Source organism: Olleya sp. Hel_I_94, from assembly GCF_007827365.1.
GTDB lineage: Bacteria > Bacteroidota > Bacteroidia > Flavobacteriales > Flavobacteriaceae > Olleya.
Genome location: NZ_VISI01000002.1, coordinates 160,771 through 175,025, shown reverse-complemented (window position 1 = coordinate 175,025; position 14,255 = coordinate 160,771). Strand labels below are relative to the sequence as shown.

16 protein-coding genes are annotated in these 14,255 nt (G+C 30.6%); 8 read left to right on the top strand and 8 right to left on the bottom strand.

What is annotated here, in order from left to right; translation table 11 throughout:
• Positions 1-6 precede the first annotated feature (6 nt).
• The 5 genes from JM82_RS03810 to JM82_RS03790 all read right to left on the bottom strand — a co-directional run bounded on the left by JM82_RS03810 (position 7) and on the right by JM82_RS03790 (position 4,393).
• Entirely contained in the window at positions 7-276 is a 270-nt protein-coding gene (locus tag JM82_RS03810) for a heavy-metal-associated domain-containing protein (protein ID WP_145001405.1), read from the bottom strand.
• Between the two features lie 227 nt (positions 277-503).
• Positions 504-1,919: an MBL fold metallo-hydrolase gene (locus JM82_RS03805; RefSeq protein ID WP_145001403.1), complete on the bottom strand. Its 1,416-nt coding sequence runs from the start codon at positions 1,917-1,919 to the stop codon at positions 504-506.
• A gap of 226 nt (positions 1,920-2,145) precedes the next feature.
• Positions 2,146-2,940: a sulfite exporter TauE/SafE family protein gene (locus JM82_RS03800; RefSeq protein ID WP_145001401.1), complete on the bottom strand. Its 795-nt coding sequence runs from the start codon at positions 2,938-2,940 to the stop codon at positions 2,146-2,148.
• 63 nt (positions 2,941-3,003) lie between these two features.
• Entirely contained in the window at positions 3,004-3,636 is a 633-nt protein-coding gene (locus JM82_RS03795; RefSeq protein ID WP_145001399.1) for a Crp/Fnr family transcriptional regulator, read from the bottom strand.
• A 43-nt stretch (positions 3,637-3,679) separates the two neighbouring features.
• Positions 3,680-4,393, bottom strand: coding sequence for a zinc-dependent peptidase (locus tag JM82_RS03790; RefSeq protein ID WP_315897449.1), 714 nt, complete (start codon positions 4,391-4,393; stop codon positions 3,680-3,682).
• A gap of 162 nt (positions 4,394-4,555) precedes the next feature.
• Here JM82_RS03790 and JM82_RS03785 point away from each other — a divergent pair, with 162 nt between their 5' ends.
• The 8 genes from JM82_RS03785 (at position 4,556) to JM82_RS03750 (ending at position 12,126) form a co-directional block, all read left to right on the top strand.
• Positions 4,556-5,215, top strand: coding sequence for an HAD family hydrolase (locus JM82_RS03785; protein WP_145001395.1), 660 nt, complete (start codon positions 4,556-4,558; stop codon positions 5,213-5,215).
• Positions 5,216-5,300: 85 nt separating this feature from the next.
• On the top strand, positions 5,301-6,665 hold the full coding sequence (gene hemN / locus JM82_RS03780; RefSeq protein WP_145001393.1) for an oxygen-independent coproporphyrinogen III oxidase: 1,365 nt from the start codon (positions 5,301-5,303) through the stop codon (positions 6,663-6,665).
• A gap of 86 nt (positions 6,666-6,751) precedes the next feature.
• Entirely contained in the window at positions 6,752-7,588 is an 837-nt protein-coding gene (locus JM82_RS03775) for a universal stress protein (protein WP_145001391.1), read from the top strand.
• Positions 7,589-7,724: 136 nt separating this feature from the next.
• Positions 7,725-8,558, top strand: coding sequence for a universal stress protein (locus JM82_RS03770; protein WP_145001389.1), 834 nt, complete (start codon positions 7,725-7,727; stop codon positions 8,556-8,558).
• A gap of 3 nt (positions 8,559-8,561) precedes the next feature.
• A complete protein-coding gene (locus JM82_RS03765; RefSeq protein WP_145001387.1) occupies positions 8,562-9,407 on the top strand; it encodes an ATP cone domain-containing protein in 846 nt (281 codons plus the stop codon).
• 4 nt (positions 9,408-9,411) lie between these two features.
• The gene (locus tag JM82_RS03760) at positions 9,412-10,785 is read left to right on the top strand and encodes an MBL fold metallo-hydrolase RNA specificity domain-containing protein (RefSeq protein ID WP_145001385.1); all 1,374 of its coding nucleotides are present in this window, start codon (positions 9,412-9,414) and stop codon (positions 10,783-10,785) included.
• A 260-nt stretch (positions 10,786-11,045) separates the two neighbouring features.
• Positions 11,046-11,489 (top strand): hypothetical protein, encoded by a 444-nt coding sequence (locus tag JM82_RS03755; RefSeq protein WP_145001383.1) that lies wholly within the window; start codon positions 11,046-11,048, stop codon positions 11,487-11,489.
• Position 11,490: 1 nt separating this feature from the next.
• The gene (locus JM82_RS03750; RefSeq protein ID WP_145001381.1) at positions 11,491-12,126 is read left to right on the top strand and encodes a hypothetical protein; all 636 of its coding nucleotides are present in this window, start codon (positions 11,491-11,493) and stop codon (positions 12,124-12,126) included.
• Between the two features lie 25 nt (positions 12,127-12,151).
• On the opposite strand, the gene JM82_RS03745 is transcribed toward JM82_RS03750, so the two are convergent.
• From JM82_RS03745 to JM82_RS03735, 3 genes are all read right to left on the bottom strand, one after another.
• Positions 12,152-12,976: a universal stress protein gene (locus JM82_RS03745; RefSeq protein WP_145001379.1), complete on the bottom strand. Its 825-nt coding sequence runs from the start codon at positions 12,974-12,976 to the stop codon at positions 12,152-12,154.
• Positions 12,977-13,102: 126 nt separating this feature from the next.
• Positions 13,103-13,804 carry a sulfite exporter TauE/SafE family protein gene (locus tag JM82_RS03740; RefSeq protein ID WP_145001377.1) on the bottom strand — a complete coding sequence of 234 codons (702 nt, stop codon included), beginning with the start codon at positions 13,802-13,804 and terminating at the stop codon, positions 13,103-13,105.
• Positions 13,804-14,250, bottom strand: a complete 447-nt coding sequence (locus tag JM82_RS03735) for a FixH family protein (protein ID WP_145001374.1) — start codon at positions 14,248-14,250, stop codon at positions 13,804-13,806. Before JM82_RS03735 ends, JM82_RS03740 begins: the two co-directional genes overlap by 1 nt.
• Positions 14,251-14,255: the final 5 nt, after the last annotated feature.

Sequence of the window (14,255 nt, the reverse complement as noted above, 5' to 3'; positions counted from 1 at the left end):
ATTTTTTTATTGTGAAAGCTTGCCAGTAGCACAACTTACAAAAGATTTAGCTTTGGACACCAAGTTATTATCATCATCTACTGATGGATAACCTAATGTTTTAAGGCGTTCTTTTACTGCTATAGCTTCCGCTTGATTATTATGACTAAATGCTACTACACTATTGTCAACATCTATTGAAATCTCTGAGATATTTTCTAGTTCTGCTAATTTTGTAGTTATGGTGTTTGCACAACCACCACATTTTAAATTTTGTACTGTTATTGAAGTGTTCATTTATAATATTGTTTTAAATTTTGGTAAAATATGTTCGCTAAAATGCTGGGTTCATTTTTAATATAAGTTTGAGGTTTTGTAAAACTATTTCGCCGTAAGGCAAACTTTTATATTAATAGATAAAGTTACCACAATATATATACCTAAACGGTAACTAATGTTACACAAAAAAAGCGCGTATTACAATAATGCAATACGCGCTTTTACCAATAAAATTAATTATAATATTATTTTAATGTTGTAGGACAAACAAAATCTGTTCTTGGTATATCTGTTTTTTTAATGGCACCATAACCACCTGCTACATCTATTAAATTGTGGATACCTCTGCTTTTTAATATTGATGCTGCAATTACAGATCTGTAACCACCAGCACAATGAATATAAAACGGTTTATCTTCTGGAAACTCGCTTAAATGACTATTAATATTATCTAACGCAGTATGTTTAGCTCCATCGACATGTTCGGCAGTAAATTCACCATCTTTTCTAACATCAAAAATCACGTCTTTATTGTCTTCGTATCGTTTTGCAAACTCTTCTGCAGAGATTGATGTTAAGGTGTCGTAGTCCATTCCTGCGCTTTTCCAAGCCTCAAAACTACCGTCTAAATACCCAATTACATTATCAAATCCAACACGTGACAAACGTGTGATTACCTCTTCTTCTCTTCCTTCTGGAATGACCAATAAAATTGGTTGACTAACATCTGCAATTAATGCACCAACCCAAGGAGCAAATCCACCATCAATACCAATAAATATAGAACGTGGAATATGTCCTTTTACAAATTCTGATTGATTACGTACGTCTAAAACAATAGCTTCAGTCTCGTTAGCTGCTGCTTCAAAAGCCTTTGGTGTTAATGGTTTTTGAGATTTAGTCATTACTTTATCAAAGCTTTCATAACCTTTAATATTCATCATAACGTTTTGAGGAAAGTACGCTGGTGGCTCTGATAAACCCTCTAATAATTCAGCAATAAATTCGTCTTTAGTCATGTCTGCACGTAAAGCGTAATTGACTTTTTTCTGATTTCCTAAAGTATCTGTAGTTTCTTTACTCATGTTTTTTCCACAAGCAGAACCTGCACCATGATTAGGATACACTATTAAGTCGTCACTTAATGGCATTATCTTATTACGAAGTGAATCGAATAAATAACCTGCCAGTTTTTCTTGTGTTAAATCCGAAGCTATTTTTTGTGCCAAATCAGGACGACCAACATCGCCTATAAAAAGCGTATCTCCTGTAACTATACCATGTTCTTTACCATTTTGATCAATAACAAGGTATGTTGTACTCTCCATTGTATGTCCTGGAGTGTGGATAGCTTTAATCTTGTAGTCTCCAACTTCAAATACTTGACCATCTGTTGCAATTAATGCATCATAAGAAGGTTTAGCAGTAGGTCCAAATACGATTTGAGCACCTGTTTTTTCTTTTAAATCCAAATGTCCAGACACAAAATCTGCATGAAAATGCGTTTCAAAAATGTACTTTATTTTTGCGTTGTCTTTTTGTGCTCTTTTAATGTATGGTTGCACTTCCCTTAATGGATCGATAATTGCTGCTTCTCCATTACTTTCTATATAATATGCTGCATGTGCTAAGCAACCTGTATAAATCTGCTCTATCTTCATTTTCAATTCTATTTTATATTTTGGTAAAATGTGTTCGCCTTGATGGCTCGGTTCATTTTCAATTCTATTTTATATTTTGGTAAAATGTGTTCGCCTTGATGGCTCGGTTCATTTTCAATTCTATTTTTTTTTACTAAACGAAATTCGCCGTAAGGCTAAAAAATCTTATTTAATTATTCAAATTTACTAATGTTTTTAAATTTTTATAGCAACTTAAGTTACATAATTAAAAAACTAGCTCTTTTAATATAATATAAATGGACATTACCAATACAAACCATCCAAAACTTTTTTTAAGTTTTTTACTAGAAATATATTTAGAAAAATAGCCTCCTACTAAAATACCAATTATTGTTAAAGCGGTAAATGATAATAGAAATACCCAATCAATATCTAGGGTTTGCATATCTCCAGAAAAACCTATTAGCGAGTTTATTGCGACTATAATTAGGGATGTACCTACTGCTTTTTTCATGTCTAATCCAGCCCACAATACTAGTGCTGGAACATATAAAAATCCTCCTCCTGCACCAATTAATCCTGTAATAACACCAATTATCACACCTTGCATAAATGTCTTATAATAAGGTTGTGAGGTCGCTGTAGATTTTGTGTTTTGTTTAGTTTTAATCATTGAAAAAGCTGCCAAAAACATGATTATTGCAAAAAATATCATGATGGCCATATCCTTGGTCAAACTAAATGTGCCAATAGATAGTATAGTTTCTGGTATTGCTGGTACTACAAAACGTCTAGAAATATAAACAGCAATAAATGATGGAAATGAAAACGCCAAACCTGTTTTAAAATCTACTAATCCCTCGCGATGTTTTTGAAAAACACCAACTAATGACGACGAGCCAACGACAAACAAGGAATATGCTGTAGCAATAACTGGATTATAAGCCAAAAAATAAACTAATAATGGAACAGTTAAAATAGATCCACCTCCTCCAATTAGTCCTAATACTGCTCCAATTAAAAAAGCTGCTAAATATGTTATTACTTGTATAAAATCCATAATTTAATAATCTTATACAAACTTAAAGTTTATATAGGAGATGGTTTGTAACAGTTGTTACGCTTATAAATCTAAAACCTTAATGTTGTTTCTGTGCAATTCAATTTTACCATCAATTTCAAGTGTTTTTAGTAATCTTGAAATTACTACACGCGACGTATGCAAATCTCTAGCAATTTGTTGATGTGTCACATGGATTAACTCGTTATGATTAACCATTGCTTTGTCTTTTAGGTATTTAAATAAACGCTCGTCCATTTTTAAAAAAGCAATAGTGTCTATAGCTTCTAGCAACTCTGACATACGATTATGATAACTTTGTAAGACAAATTTTTGCCAAGTCTTATATTTACCTAACCACTCTTCCATTTTAGCAACAGGTATCATAATTAACTTGGTATCTGTTTCTGCTATGGCTCTGATTTCGCTTTTAGAATTTCCTAAACAACAAGATAATGTCATTGCACACGTATCTCCTTGCTCGATAAAATAAAGGATTAACTCATCGCCATCTTCATCTTCTCTTAAAATTTTAATCGCTCCACTAACTAAAAGTGGCATTGTTTTTATATAGTCACCAATTTCAATTAATTTAAATCCTTCAGGAATATCTTTATAAGTACCAACATTATTAATTTCTTGAATTAATTCATCTTCAAATAAATATCCGTAATGCTGTTGTAACTCTTCTAACATGGTTTGTTTTTTTCAATTGTAAAGTTAACTAATTTGAATTAATTTAACTTTGTTTTGGTTGTTGAAAACATAACGACAACATCTTATATAACTCAGGATGCTTTTGTTTGAATAACTTAGGACGTTCAAAAAAATACTCGGAAGCTACAGCAAAAAGCTCGGCTTGACTTGTACCTCCATACTTTCTAATATCAGAAGTATCGTTATTAATGTTTTCCATTTCGGTATGCATTAACTCTAACCAAGGTTGTATATATTCTTTGCCTAAAAAATACTCAGGTACACCATCCGTTTCTCCATCCATTTTATCCAGTAAATGGACAAATTCATGGACAGGTGTATTATGCTTATCTGTTTTATTATTAAAGGCTAAACGAATTGCTTTTTTGGATAAAATCATTTGTTTTTCATACCTACCTGTACCTACCATCCCTAAAATTTTTCTGTTTTTATCGATATCAGAAAATTGCAAATCTTCATTAAAACTGTCTGGATAGACTATAATACCTGATAGATTATTATAACTCCATTCTTTAAATCCAAAAACAGGAATAATAGCACTAGACGCGATTAGTAACTTATCAGTTTCATCAATTGTAGTATTTACACCATCAATATTTATTTCGGTTAAAAAAAGCGCTATCCGTTTTTTAAACACGTCTTGATTTGCTTTAGATAACTTTTTATAAAATAAAACCTTATCTAATAGTATGGCGTGCCAATGTAGCGGAATTTGTTTTACTGTCCTTGGCCTCATTAGCACAAAAGCGTAAACTATAAAGCCAATAAAAATTATAAAAACAATGGTGTAAATCATATTTTAAAAGTGTTATCGCAAAATATTGTAATTATAATAGACTAAAAAATATATCTATGGTAAAAAACCACATATTAAGTATCTTCGCAAAAAACAAAATGTATGTTAAAAGCTGTGTTATTTGATATGGATGGTGTTATTGTTGACACTGAACCTTTACATAAAAAAGCCTACTTTAAAATGTTTGATCATTTTAAAATTGAAGTGTCAGAGACGTTGTATGAGTCTACTACAGGACAATCTACAATTAATGTTTGTAAACGTATGTGTGACCTATTTAAACTAGACAATGCGCCTGAGGAGTTAGTGCAATATAAACGTGATATATTTGTAAATCTTTTTCATAGTGATCCAAGTTTACAACTTATTGATGGTGTGTTGGATATAATACAAGACTATCATAGTAATGGATTAACCTTAGTTTTAGCTTCTTCGGCATCTATGCTAACTATAAATAATGTTTTTAAACGTTTTGATTTAGACCAATATTTTAAAGCTAAAATAAGTGGTGCAGATTTAAAAGCCTCAAAACCACATCCCGAAATATTTGAAAAAGCAGCACAATTAGCTGGTCATTTACAACAACACTGTATAGTTATTGAAGACTCTACCAATGGTATTAAAGCTGCAAAAGCTGCGGGAAGCTATTGTATTGGTTATGATAGTTTTCATTCTAAAAACCAAGATTATACACAAGCAGATTTAGTTGTTTCTCACTTTAAGGACATACAGTATAACAAAATATACAATATTCTAAACTAAAACTAAAGCTTTACGACCTGTATGACATATGTCATATTTTAAAAGGCACAAGCCCATTAACTTTGACTTATCAAATAGTTAAAATATGTGCTTGTCTTTAGTTAATAAATATAATGTTGCTGGACCTAGATATACTAGTTATCCTACTGTTCCTTATTGGGATTTAGATACTTTTTCATTAAAAGAATGGAAACTAAGCCTTAAAAAAGCTTTTGACGAAAGCAACAGTACTGAAGGTATTAGCTTATACATACACTTACCTTTTTGCGAAAGTCTTTGTACGTTTTGCGGTTGTAATAAACGTATCACTAAACGTCATGATGTAGAGTTACCTTATATAAATGCAGTTTTAAAAGAATGGCAATTATACTGTGATTTATTAGGCGATAAACCTGTAATTAAAGAGTTGCACCTTGGTGGTGGAACACCTACTTTTTTTGATTCTGAAAATTTAAAAATTTTAATCAATGGTATTAAATACAAAGCTAAACTAGCAGATGATTATGAGTTTAGTTTTGAAGGTCACCCTAACAATACCACAAAAACACATTTACAAACGCTATTTGATTTAGGATTTAGACGTGTCAGTTTTGGAGTGCAAGATTATAACCCTATTGTACAAAAAGCCATACACAGATTTCAACCCTTTGAAAATGTAAAAAAAGTTACAGAGTTAGCAAGAACAATAGGTTACACCTCTATTGGCCATGACATTATATTTGGTTTACCTTTTCAAACGGAAGCACATGTAGAAGACACCATTAAAAAAACAAAACAATTATTGCCAGATCGTATTGCTTTTTATAGTTACGCACATGTCCCTTGGATAAAAGGAAATGGACAAAGAGGCTATAAAGACAGTGATTTACCAACACCAAGTATAAAACAAAACCAATATCAATTAGGTAAAAAACTATTAGCACAAGCAGGATATCATGATATTGGAATGGATCATTTTGCACTTAAAACAGATGGTTTGTATCAAGCAAGTCAAACCGAAACTATGCATCGCAATTTTATGGGTTATACAGCCTCAAAAACTAAAGTGATGATAGGTTTAGGTGTCTCATCTATTAGTGACAGTTGGTATGCTTTTGCACAAAACGTAAAAGGTATTGAAGAATATTATCATTTAATTGAAAACAACAGTATTCCTGTTTTTAGAGGACACATCTTATCATCTGAAGATTTAATTATTAGACAGCACATTTTAAATTTAATGTGCCACTTTAAAACCAATTGGATGGCTAATAATTTATATTTTGAAGACATACCAGAAGTCCTATTAAAGCTTAAAGAAATGCAAGACGATGGTTTATTAAACATAGAATTAAATCAAATTTTTATTACAGAAAAAGGAAAACCGTTTGTTAGAAATATATGTATGGCTTTTGATTTGCTTTTACAGCGAAACAAACCAGAAACGCAATTATTTTCCATGACCATTTAGACTGTTAATTAATTTATAAAAGCTCGATAATTACCAACACAATCGATAACTTTAAAACATAAAACACAACCTTTAAAACTATCAATATGAAAAAAATAATAGTACCAGTAGACTTCTCTGAACATTCAAAATATGCTTTAGAATCAGCAGCTATATTGGCAAAAAAATATAATGCAGAAATATTTGCATTACACATGTTAGAAATTTCTGAAACCATCTTAACCCAAGGTGAAGCTGATATCCAATCAGAAACTATTTTCTTTTTAAAATTAGCCGAAAATAGATTTACAGAATTTTTAGATCAAGACTTTTTAAAAGATGTAAAAGTAACACCTGTAGTTAAACACTTTAAAGTTTTTAGTGAAGTAAACGATGTTGCTAAAGAGCATAATGCAGACTTAATAGTTATGGGTTCTCATGGTAGTAGTGGTTTAAAAGAAATTTTTGTGGGCTCAAATACAGAAAAAGTAGTACGTCACGCAGAAATACCTGTACTGGTTGTTAAAAACAAACCAACAACTTTAAGTTTTGATAATGTAGTATTTGCTTCAGATTTTTCTGACGGAACAGTCACTCCATATTTAAATGCTTCTAAGTTATTTGAAACATTAGGTTCAAACTTACATTTAGTATATATCAATACTCCAGGAGATAACTTTAGTAGCACCTCTGAAATGGAAAAAACGGTTGCTAACTTTTTACAAAAAGCAGATGGTAATTTAGATAAATTATCAGAAGTACAGTTTATATCTGATTACTCAGTAGAAAAAGGAGTCTTAAATTATGCAAATGTTTCTGGTGCAGACGCTATAGCTGTTGCTACACATGGTCGTACTGGATTTACACACTTTTTATCAGGAAGTATCTCTGAAGACATTGCAAATCATGCTGCATTGCCTGTAGTCACTTTCCGTATTAAATAACTGTTTTTTTAGTTAGTTATATTAAGGGTATTAAAATGAATTATCATTTTAATACCCTTTTTTTGTAAAACTAATATATATCATATCCTATAAGATTTATATCAAATATCTTTAAGTAAACCTAAAACTTAAGGATATGAAACATATCTTACTACCTACTGATTTTTCTGATAATGCATGGAGTGCTATAGTTTACGCTGTAAAATTGTATAAATACGAAGTTTGTACATTTTACTTATTACATGCTAATCCGTTAACTGCCTCTTCCCTATCCAATTTGTCAGATGTATATTTAAAAAACACCATACAGCAGTGTAAACGACAATTAGAAGAAGTTAAAGACCAAATAGAATCTAGTGATGCAAATGCTAATCACAGCTTTGAGACTGTTCTAAAATTAATTGATTTACAAGTTGCAGTAAAAGCACATATTGCAGAAAACCCAATAGACTTAATTATTATGGGTACAAAAGGTACTTCAAGAAACAAACAACTGTTTTTTGGTAGTAATACAACGCGATTAGTTAACACTATTAAAATATGCCCAATTTTAATTATACCTGATCAATATGATTATAAACCTTTAAAACAAATCGTTTTCTCTACAGATTTAAATAGGTTTTATACCGATTTAGAAATTAAAACTATCAATGATTTTACTTACGACAACAATGCCACCTTAAGGGTTGTCAACATTCAGGTTAATGATAACTTGGCACCTATACAACAATATAATTTATCCATATTACAAAAAGGACTTCAAGGCTTTAAAACGCATTACCATTCAGTACCCAATTACAACAAAAAAGCTGAGATCATAAATACATTTATACAAGATTTAAATATCGACTTACTTATTATGGTCAATTATAAGCACAGTATAATGGAACGGTTTTTAAACGAACCTGTTATAAAAAAAATAGGTTTTAATCCCTCTATCCCTTTTTTAGTTATTCCAGATAACCAATAAAATATGACAACACAGGACCTTTACATAAAAAAATCATCCGGAGAACACGTTAAGTTTTCTATAGATAAACTTAAAAATTCTTTAATAAAATCTGGAGCAGATAAAGCATTAGCCCAAAAAATCACATCAAATGTTAGAGATGAGTTATACCAAGGGATTTCTACTAAAGAAATTTACAATCGTGCTTTTGCTATGCTTAAGGCGACCAAAAGTCACTTGGCCTCTAAATACAAATTAAAAAAAGCTATTTATGAGTTAGGCCCTACGGGATTTCCGTTTGAACGTTATGTAGCAGCCATTTTAGAAGCCTCAGGTTATACAACTAAAGTTGGCGAGATTATTAATGGAAAATGTGTGAAGCATGAGGTCGATATTTTGGCAACAAAAGCCAATAATACTGTACTTGTCGAGTGCAAATTTCATGGTGAGGCTGGATTAAATTGCAATGTCAAAATACCGTTGTATATCTATTCTAGATTTCAGGATATTCAGCTTAACTGGAATATCAAATATCACTCAAACACAACTATGACACAAGGTTGGGTAGTCACAAACACAAGATTTACAGAGGATGCAAAAACATATGGTAATTGTATTGGGTTACACTTATTAAGTTGGGATTACCCTTTAAATAATGGGTTAAAAGAGCGTATCGATCAATTAAAACTTTACCCTATTACAACATCCACATTACTAACTAAAAGAGAAAAACAATTTTTATTAAACAGAGAGGTTGTCCTTTGCAAAGATTTATTAAATGACGCCTTTTATTTAGATCATTTAGGCGTCTCTGAAATTCGTAAAAAAAGAATTTTAAACGAAATTAAGTTACTATGTAATACCAAATAAAGCTATGAATAATCACGTTAACATTACCTTTTTAGGAGGAGCAAAAACAGTAACTGGATCCAAATATTTAATTGAAGCTTTTAATACTTCAATATTAATAGATTGTGGATTGTTTCAAGGCTTAAAAGATTTACGCCTTTTAAATTGGCAACCACTTCCAATAGATGTAGCTTCCATACAAACTATATTATTAACTCATGGACATCTAGACCATGTTGGTTATTTACCTAGACTAATAAAACAAGGGTTTAAAGGCACTATAATTGGTACTGCTCCAACTTTGGCTATAGCCGAAATTATTTTAAAAGATAGCGCAAAAATAAACGAAGAAGAAGCCAAAAAGGCTAATGCAGAAAACTACACTAAACATAATCCAGCATTACCTTTTTATACGCAAAAAGAAGTAGAACAAATTGTGGCCAAATTTGAAGTACAAACCCAAGACAAATGGATTAATATTAATAATCACATATCCTATAGATTTAATTATAATGGTCATATAATAGGTTCAACATTTATAGAATTAGATATTGATGGAAAACGTTTTGTATTTTCTGGAGACATTGGTAGAACAAATGATTATTTACTTAGCGACCCAAAACGTCCTGATAATGCAGACTATTTATTTATAGAAAGTACTTATGGAGATAAACTACATCCTAAAGAGGCTATTGAAGAAAAACTAACTGACATAATCAAACAAACCATAAACGATAGAGGCAATTTAATTATCCCAAGTTTTGCGGTAGAACGTTTACAGATGCTAATGTTTATTTTATTTAAATTATATCAAAAAAATAAAATTCCAAACATTCCGATATTTGTAGATAGCCCAATGGGAAACAATGTGTTAGAGGTTTTTAAAAAATTTCCAAAATGGCATAAATTGTCAGCATCAGATTATGAGGCTATGTGTAACCATATTAATATTATTACCTCTTATGCAGATACCTGGAAAACCATAGATGATCCACGCTCTAAAATAATTATAGCAGGAAGTGGTATGGTAACTGGAGGACGTGTATTAACTTATTTGCAACAATTAATAGATCATGATAACACAACCATTTTACTGGTAGGTTACCAAGCAGAAGGTACCAGAGGACGCTTATTAAAAGAAGGCACACATGAGGTTAAATTTTATGGTAAATACTACCCTGTTAAAGCAAAAGTAAAACATATTGATAGTTTGTCTGCTCATGCAGATCAATCAGGTTTATTGGATTGGCTAAGTGCTATTAAAAATACACCAAAAGCCATTTATTTAGTCCATGGAGAGGCTACTGCACAACAAGCCTTTCATGTTAAATTAAAAACTGTTTATGGATGGGACAGCTATTGTCCAGCGTTAAATGAAGTGATTAAAATTAAATTGTAAGCTGTTAGTTACATGATAAATATCATAGTTTAAGACTAACAATATAAGTACCTTTAATTATAGAAAATAATAACTGAGTAGTAAGAGATTGCAATAATTAATACCACGACACGCTATTAATCAACAACAAAAATTATTTTTTTGTTAAACGGTTTACTAAGTCAAAGTAATACCAAAAAGTGGTACATAAAGTTGTAATCAATAAACAGGAAGTTGACAATGTTATACTTCCTGTTTTTTTTTAAAACAATAATTAAATTATGAAATCAGAAAAGAAAACCAAAATTGTAGAATGGTATAGTGCTGAAAGAATGCATAACATGTCCAAAACATGGTTATCAGAGCTTAACTTTATAAAGGATGAACAAATCTTTTTAGAAGAATTACTAACCGATTATACACATAAAATAATTGAGGCAGAAATATTAGATAGAGCCAAAATAGTAACCACTGCTTTACTAAGAACCACTAGAGGTAATCAACTACTTATTAATGACTTAACAAAGCACGAAAAAGAACTAAGTTTAATGGTGGACGGTAAGGATGAAATTGAAAAAGAAGAACAATATAAAGAAGACCATAGAACGTTAACTAAGACATTGAGTTCTTTTTTTTACGACTATAAAGCGGTTAAATTTGAGGTTTTTGAATTGGTAAAAAGACTAATGAAAACAGACAAAGACGAACACTTATTAAATAAATAATATGAAAAAAACACTACTTATATTATTACTTATATCGCTATATGCATGTGATAGCACGCAATTAAGAGAGCGTTGGATTAGTCCAGACGCCAGCGATTACACATTACAAAAAGTTTTTATTGTGGCATTATCAAATAATCAAACAGCTAAATCACAATTTGAAAAAAAACTACAAAAACAATTAGTCGCTAGAGGGATTGATGCTTCTGTTAGCTTAGATAAGTTTGACGCAGATTTTTTAGAATCAGAAAAAACTGACGCAGAATTAAAAGTGTTAGAAAATCAATTAATTGAGGAAGGTTTTGATGCTGTAATTTTTACTAAAGTAGCTGGAATAAAAAACAAAATTCAATACAAGAAAGACTATTCTAATTTTGATAAAAATCACAAAAAATTTAATGACGATTTTTTAATGTATCAAGATCAGGTTTTTAATCCGGATGCTTATAAAGAATATCAGGTTTATAATGCCGAAACGTCCGTGTATTGCCTATGTCCTACAAAAGACCGCACACTAATATGGAAAGGATATATAGACATTGTAGATCCAGAAAACATTGATCAAACAGTAAATGATTACTCTAAACTATTAACATTAGTCTTAGAAAACGATGGTATTATTCCTGAAATAGAATAAATACTTTTTAAACACACGCCTATTATTAATCGTGTAGTACAAATAAAGGAACACTAGCTATTTTACTATGTTTTGTTATTGGAGATCCCATAAACAAACGTTCTAAAAAGCTAGTTTTTTGTATTATAAACACTTCAAAGTCTATGGTGTTAGTTTGCAAATAAGTATCCACTACATGATGCATAGGTACACTAACAACTTGATGGTAAATAAAATTACTTGTGTGTAATAGTTCGTTTAATAATTTTAAATCTTCTTGGTCTGAAGTTGCAGTTTCGGTTATTCTTAAAATATGATATTTACTTGTACTCTTGTCCACTAGGTTCAAGATTTGTTGTACTCTTTTTTCGTTTAAAATATCCTTATCATCTAACGGAAGTAAAACTGTTTCTGGTTTAGTAAACTTGAAATGTTTAGGCACAACTAATGTTGGACAAGATACATTACGTATAACATGTAATGTATGACTTCCAAAAACAACCTCATCTGCTCCAGTCACACCATTTGTTCCCATTACGACTAAATCTATAGCGTTTTGTGTGATTATTTGATTGACTGCATCTGTAAACACATCATAATCTATATGAGTTAAAAATGCATGTCTATCGTTTTTATATTTTAAATGAAGTGCTGTAGCTAAATCCTCTAAATCTTCTTTAGGTGACTTTACTATGGAAGCATATAAGTTGGCATTACCAGTAGTCATTAAATCTGCAGATGTAAATGCTGATGCTTTATGTATATATACTAAATGAAACTGTACAGTTTTAGATTTTAGTAATTGTAATGTATAATCTATAGCATTTTTTGAGCTTTCTGAAAAGTCCGTAAGTAATAAAACATTCTGCATTATAAAACTGATTTTAAATTAATTAGCGTATTGTAATTTACAAAATAATAGTAAATATTATTTATGAATTTAAGTTTAAGTTGGCTTGGCTTTATTTCCGCGAAAGCGATAAATTTAAACGTTTTATTAATGGCAATCAATTGCACTATTAACCATCTGTACCACTGGACTTGGAGAGATATATGGAATACCTAATCCTAGTCCACGCAAAATAAATAAAGCGCCAATTACTATTACAAATACTGGAATTGCTTTTTGAATGCGTTGTTTTACTTGTGCGTTTAAAAATTTACCCAAATAAATTGCTGTAGTCATTAATGGGATGGTACCTAAACCAAAAAAAGCCATATACAAACTGCCTTGCCAAGCATTACCTGCAGCTATGGCTCCAAAAACTGCCATATATACTAAACCACATGGTAAAAAACCATTTAAAAATCCTATGGTTAAAAAGGTGTCTGCTGTTTTCTTTTTTAAGGCTTGACCCATTTGTTTTTTTACAAAGCCAACTGCTTTATAAATAGGCTTAACTATATAATTTCGTCCTAATTTTTTATACGGAAAAAGGATTACCACTATCATTAAAACTCCTATTAGGATAGATAATTTTTGTTGTAATCCAAAAATATATAAGCTTTTACCAATGACACCAAATATTAAACCAATGATGCTATAAGCTAATATACGTCCAAAATGATAAGCCGTAATTTGAGTTATTTTTTTAAAAGAATTACTTCTATCTACAGGCAGCATAAAAGCAATAGGACCACACATACCAACGCAGTGAAAACTTCCTAATAAACCAAATATGAGCGCTGTAATTAACATTAATACAAGACGTCTTGTTTGTACATGTAATTTGTACCTTTGTAATTCCAATCTATTTTAATGTTCCAACGACCATCTAACATACGTTTGTCAGGTATGAGCAAATTGTGATTAGACAACAAAATTGTGGTTTCGAAGTCTAGTTGTTTGTTAGATGGTCTATATAGGAACACTTTACCTTTAATATTACTGAAGTCTAACTCTGAAGGAAAACTAATTAGCATACCTTCTGGTGTTTTTTTCCAGGTTATTTTAGAGTCAAGCTCTTTAGATTTTTTCTCTTTATTAATATCATTTTGATACTCTAACTCTTGTTTGTAGTAATTATCATTAACCAAATCATGATCCAGATTTTTATCTGTATTCATGGCTATAACAAAATACATTATAAAGCTTATAAATAGTATAAATGCTATAACTACTCCTGTTCCCCAATTTAATTTCATTTTCT

What these genes read in the sequence shown, in the direction of transcription:
- JM82_RS03810 (WP_145001405.1), bottom strand. Translation starts at nt 276, where the DNA reads ATGAACACTTCAATAACAGTACAAAATTTAAAATGTGGTGGTTGTGCA.
- JM82_RS03805 (WP_145001403.1), bottom strand. Translation starts at nt 1,919, where the DNA reads ATGAAGATAGAGCAGATTTATACAGGTTGCTTAGCACATGCAGCATAT.
- JM82_RS03800 (WP_145001401.1), bottom strand. Translation starts at nt 2,940, where the DNA reads ATGGATTTTATACAAGTAATAACATATTTAGCAGCTTTTTTAATTGGA.
- JM82_RS03795 (WP_145001399.1), bottom strand. Translation starts at nt 3,636, where the DNA reads ATGTTAGAAGAGTTACAACAGCATTACGGATATTTATTTGAAGATGAA.
- JM82_RS03790 (WP_315897449.1), bottom strand. Translation starts at nt 4,393, where the DNA reads ATGAGGCCAAGGACAGTAAAACAAATTCCGCTACATTGGCACGCCATA.
- JM82_RS03785 (WP_145001395.1), top strand. Translation starts at nt 4,556, where the DNA reads ATGTTAAAAGCTGTGTTATTTGATATGGATGGTGTTATTGTTGACACT.
- hemN (WP_145001393.1), top strand. Translation starts at nt 5,301, where the DNA reads ATGTGCTTGTCTTTAGTTAATAAATATAATGTTGCTGGACCTAGATAT.
- JM82_RS03775 (WP_145001391.1), top strand. Translation starts at nt 6,752, where the DNA reads ATGAAAAAAATAATAGTACCAGTAGACTTCTCTGAACATTCAAAATAT.
- JM82_RS03770 (WP_145001389.1), top strand. Translation starts at nt 7,725, where the DNA reads ATGAAACATATCTTACTACCTACTGATTTTTCTGATAATGCATGGAGT.
- JM82_RS03765 (WP_145001387.1), top strand. Translation starts at nt 8,562, where the DNA reads ATGACAACACAGGACCTTTACATAAAAAAATCATCCGGAGAACACGTT.
- JM82_RS03760 (WP_145001385.1), top strand. Translation starts at nt 9,412, where the DNA reads ATGAATAATCACGTTAACATTACCTTTTTAGGAGGAGCAAAAACAGTA.
- JM82_RS03755 (WP_145001383.1), top strand. Translation starts at nt 11,046, where the DNA reads ATGAAATCAGAAAAGAAAACCAAAATTGTAGAATGGTATAGTGCTGAA.
- JM82_RS03750 (WP_145001381.1), top strand. Translation starts at nt 11,491, where the DNA reads ATGAAAAAAACACTACTTATATTATTACTTATATCGCTATATGCATGT.
- JM82_RS03745 (WP_145001379.1), bottom strand. Translation starts at nt 12,976, where the DNA reads ATGCAGAATGTTTTATTACTTACGGACTTTTCAGAAAGCTCAAAAAAT.
- JM82_RS03740 (WP_145001377.1), bottom strand. Translation starts at nt 13,804, where the DNA reads ATGTTAATTACAGCGCTCATATTTGGTTTATTAGGAAGTTTTCACTGC.
- JM82_RS03735 (WP_145001374.1), bottom strand. Translation starts at nt 14,250, where the DNA reads ATGAAATTAAATTGGGGAACAGGAGTAGTTATAGCATTTATACTATTT.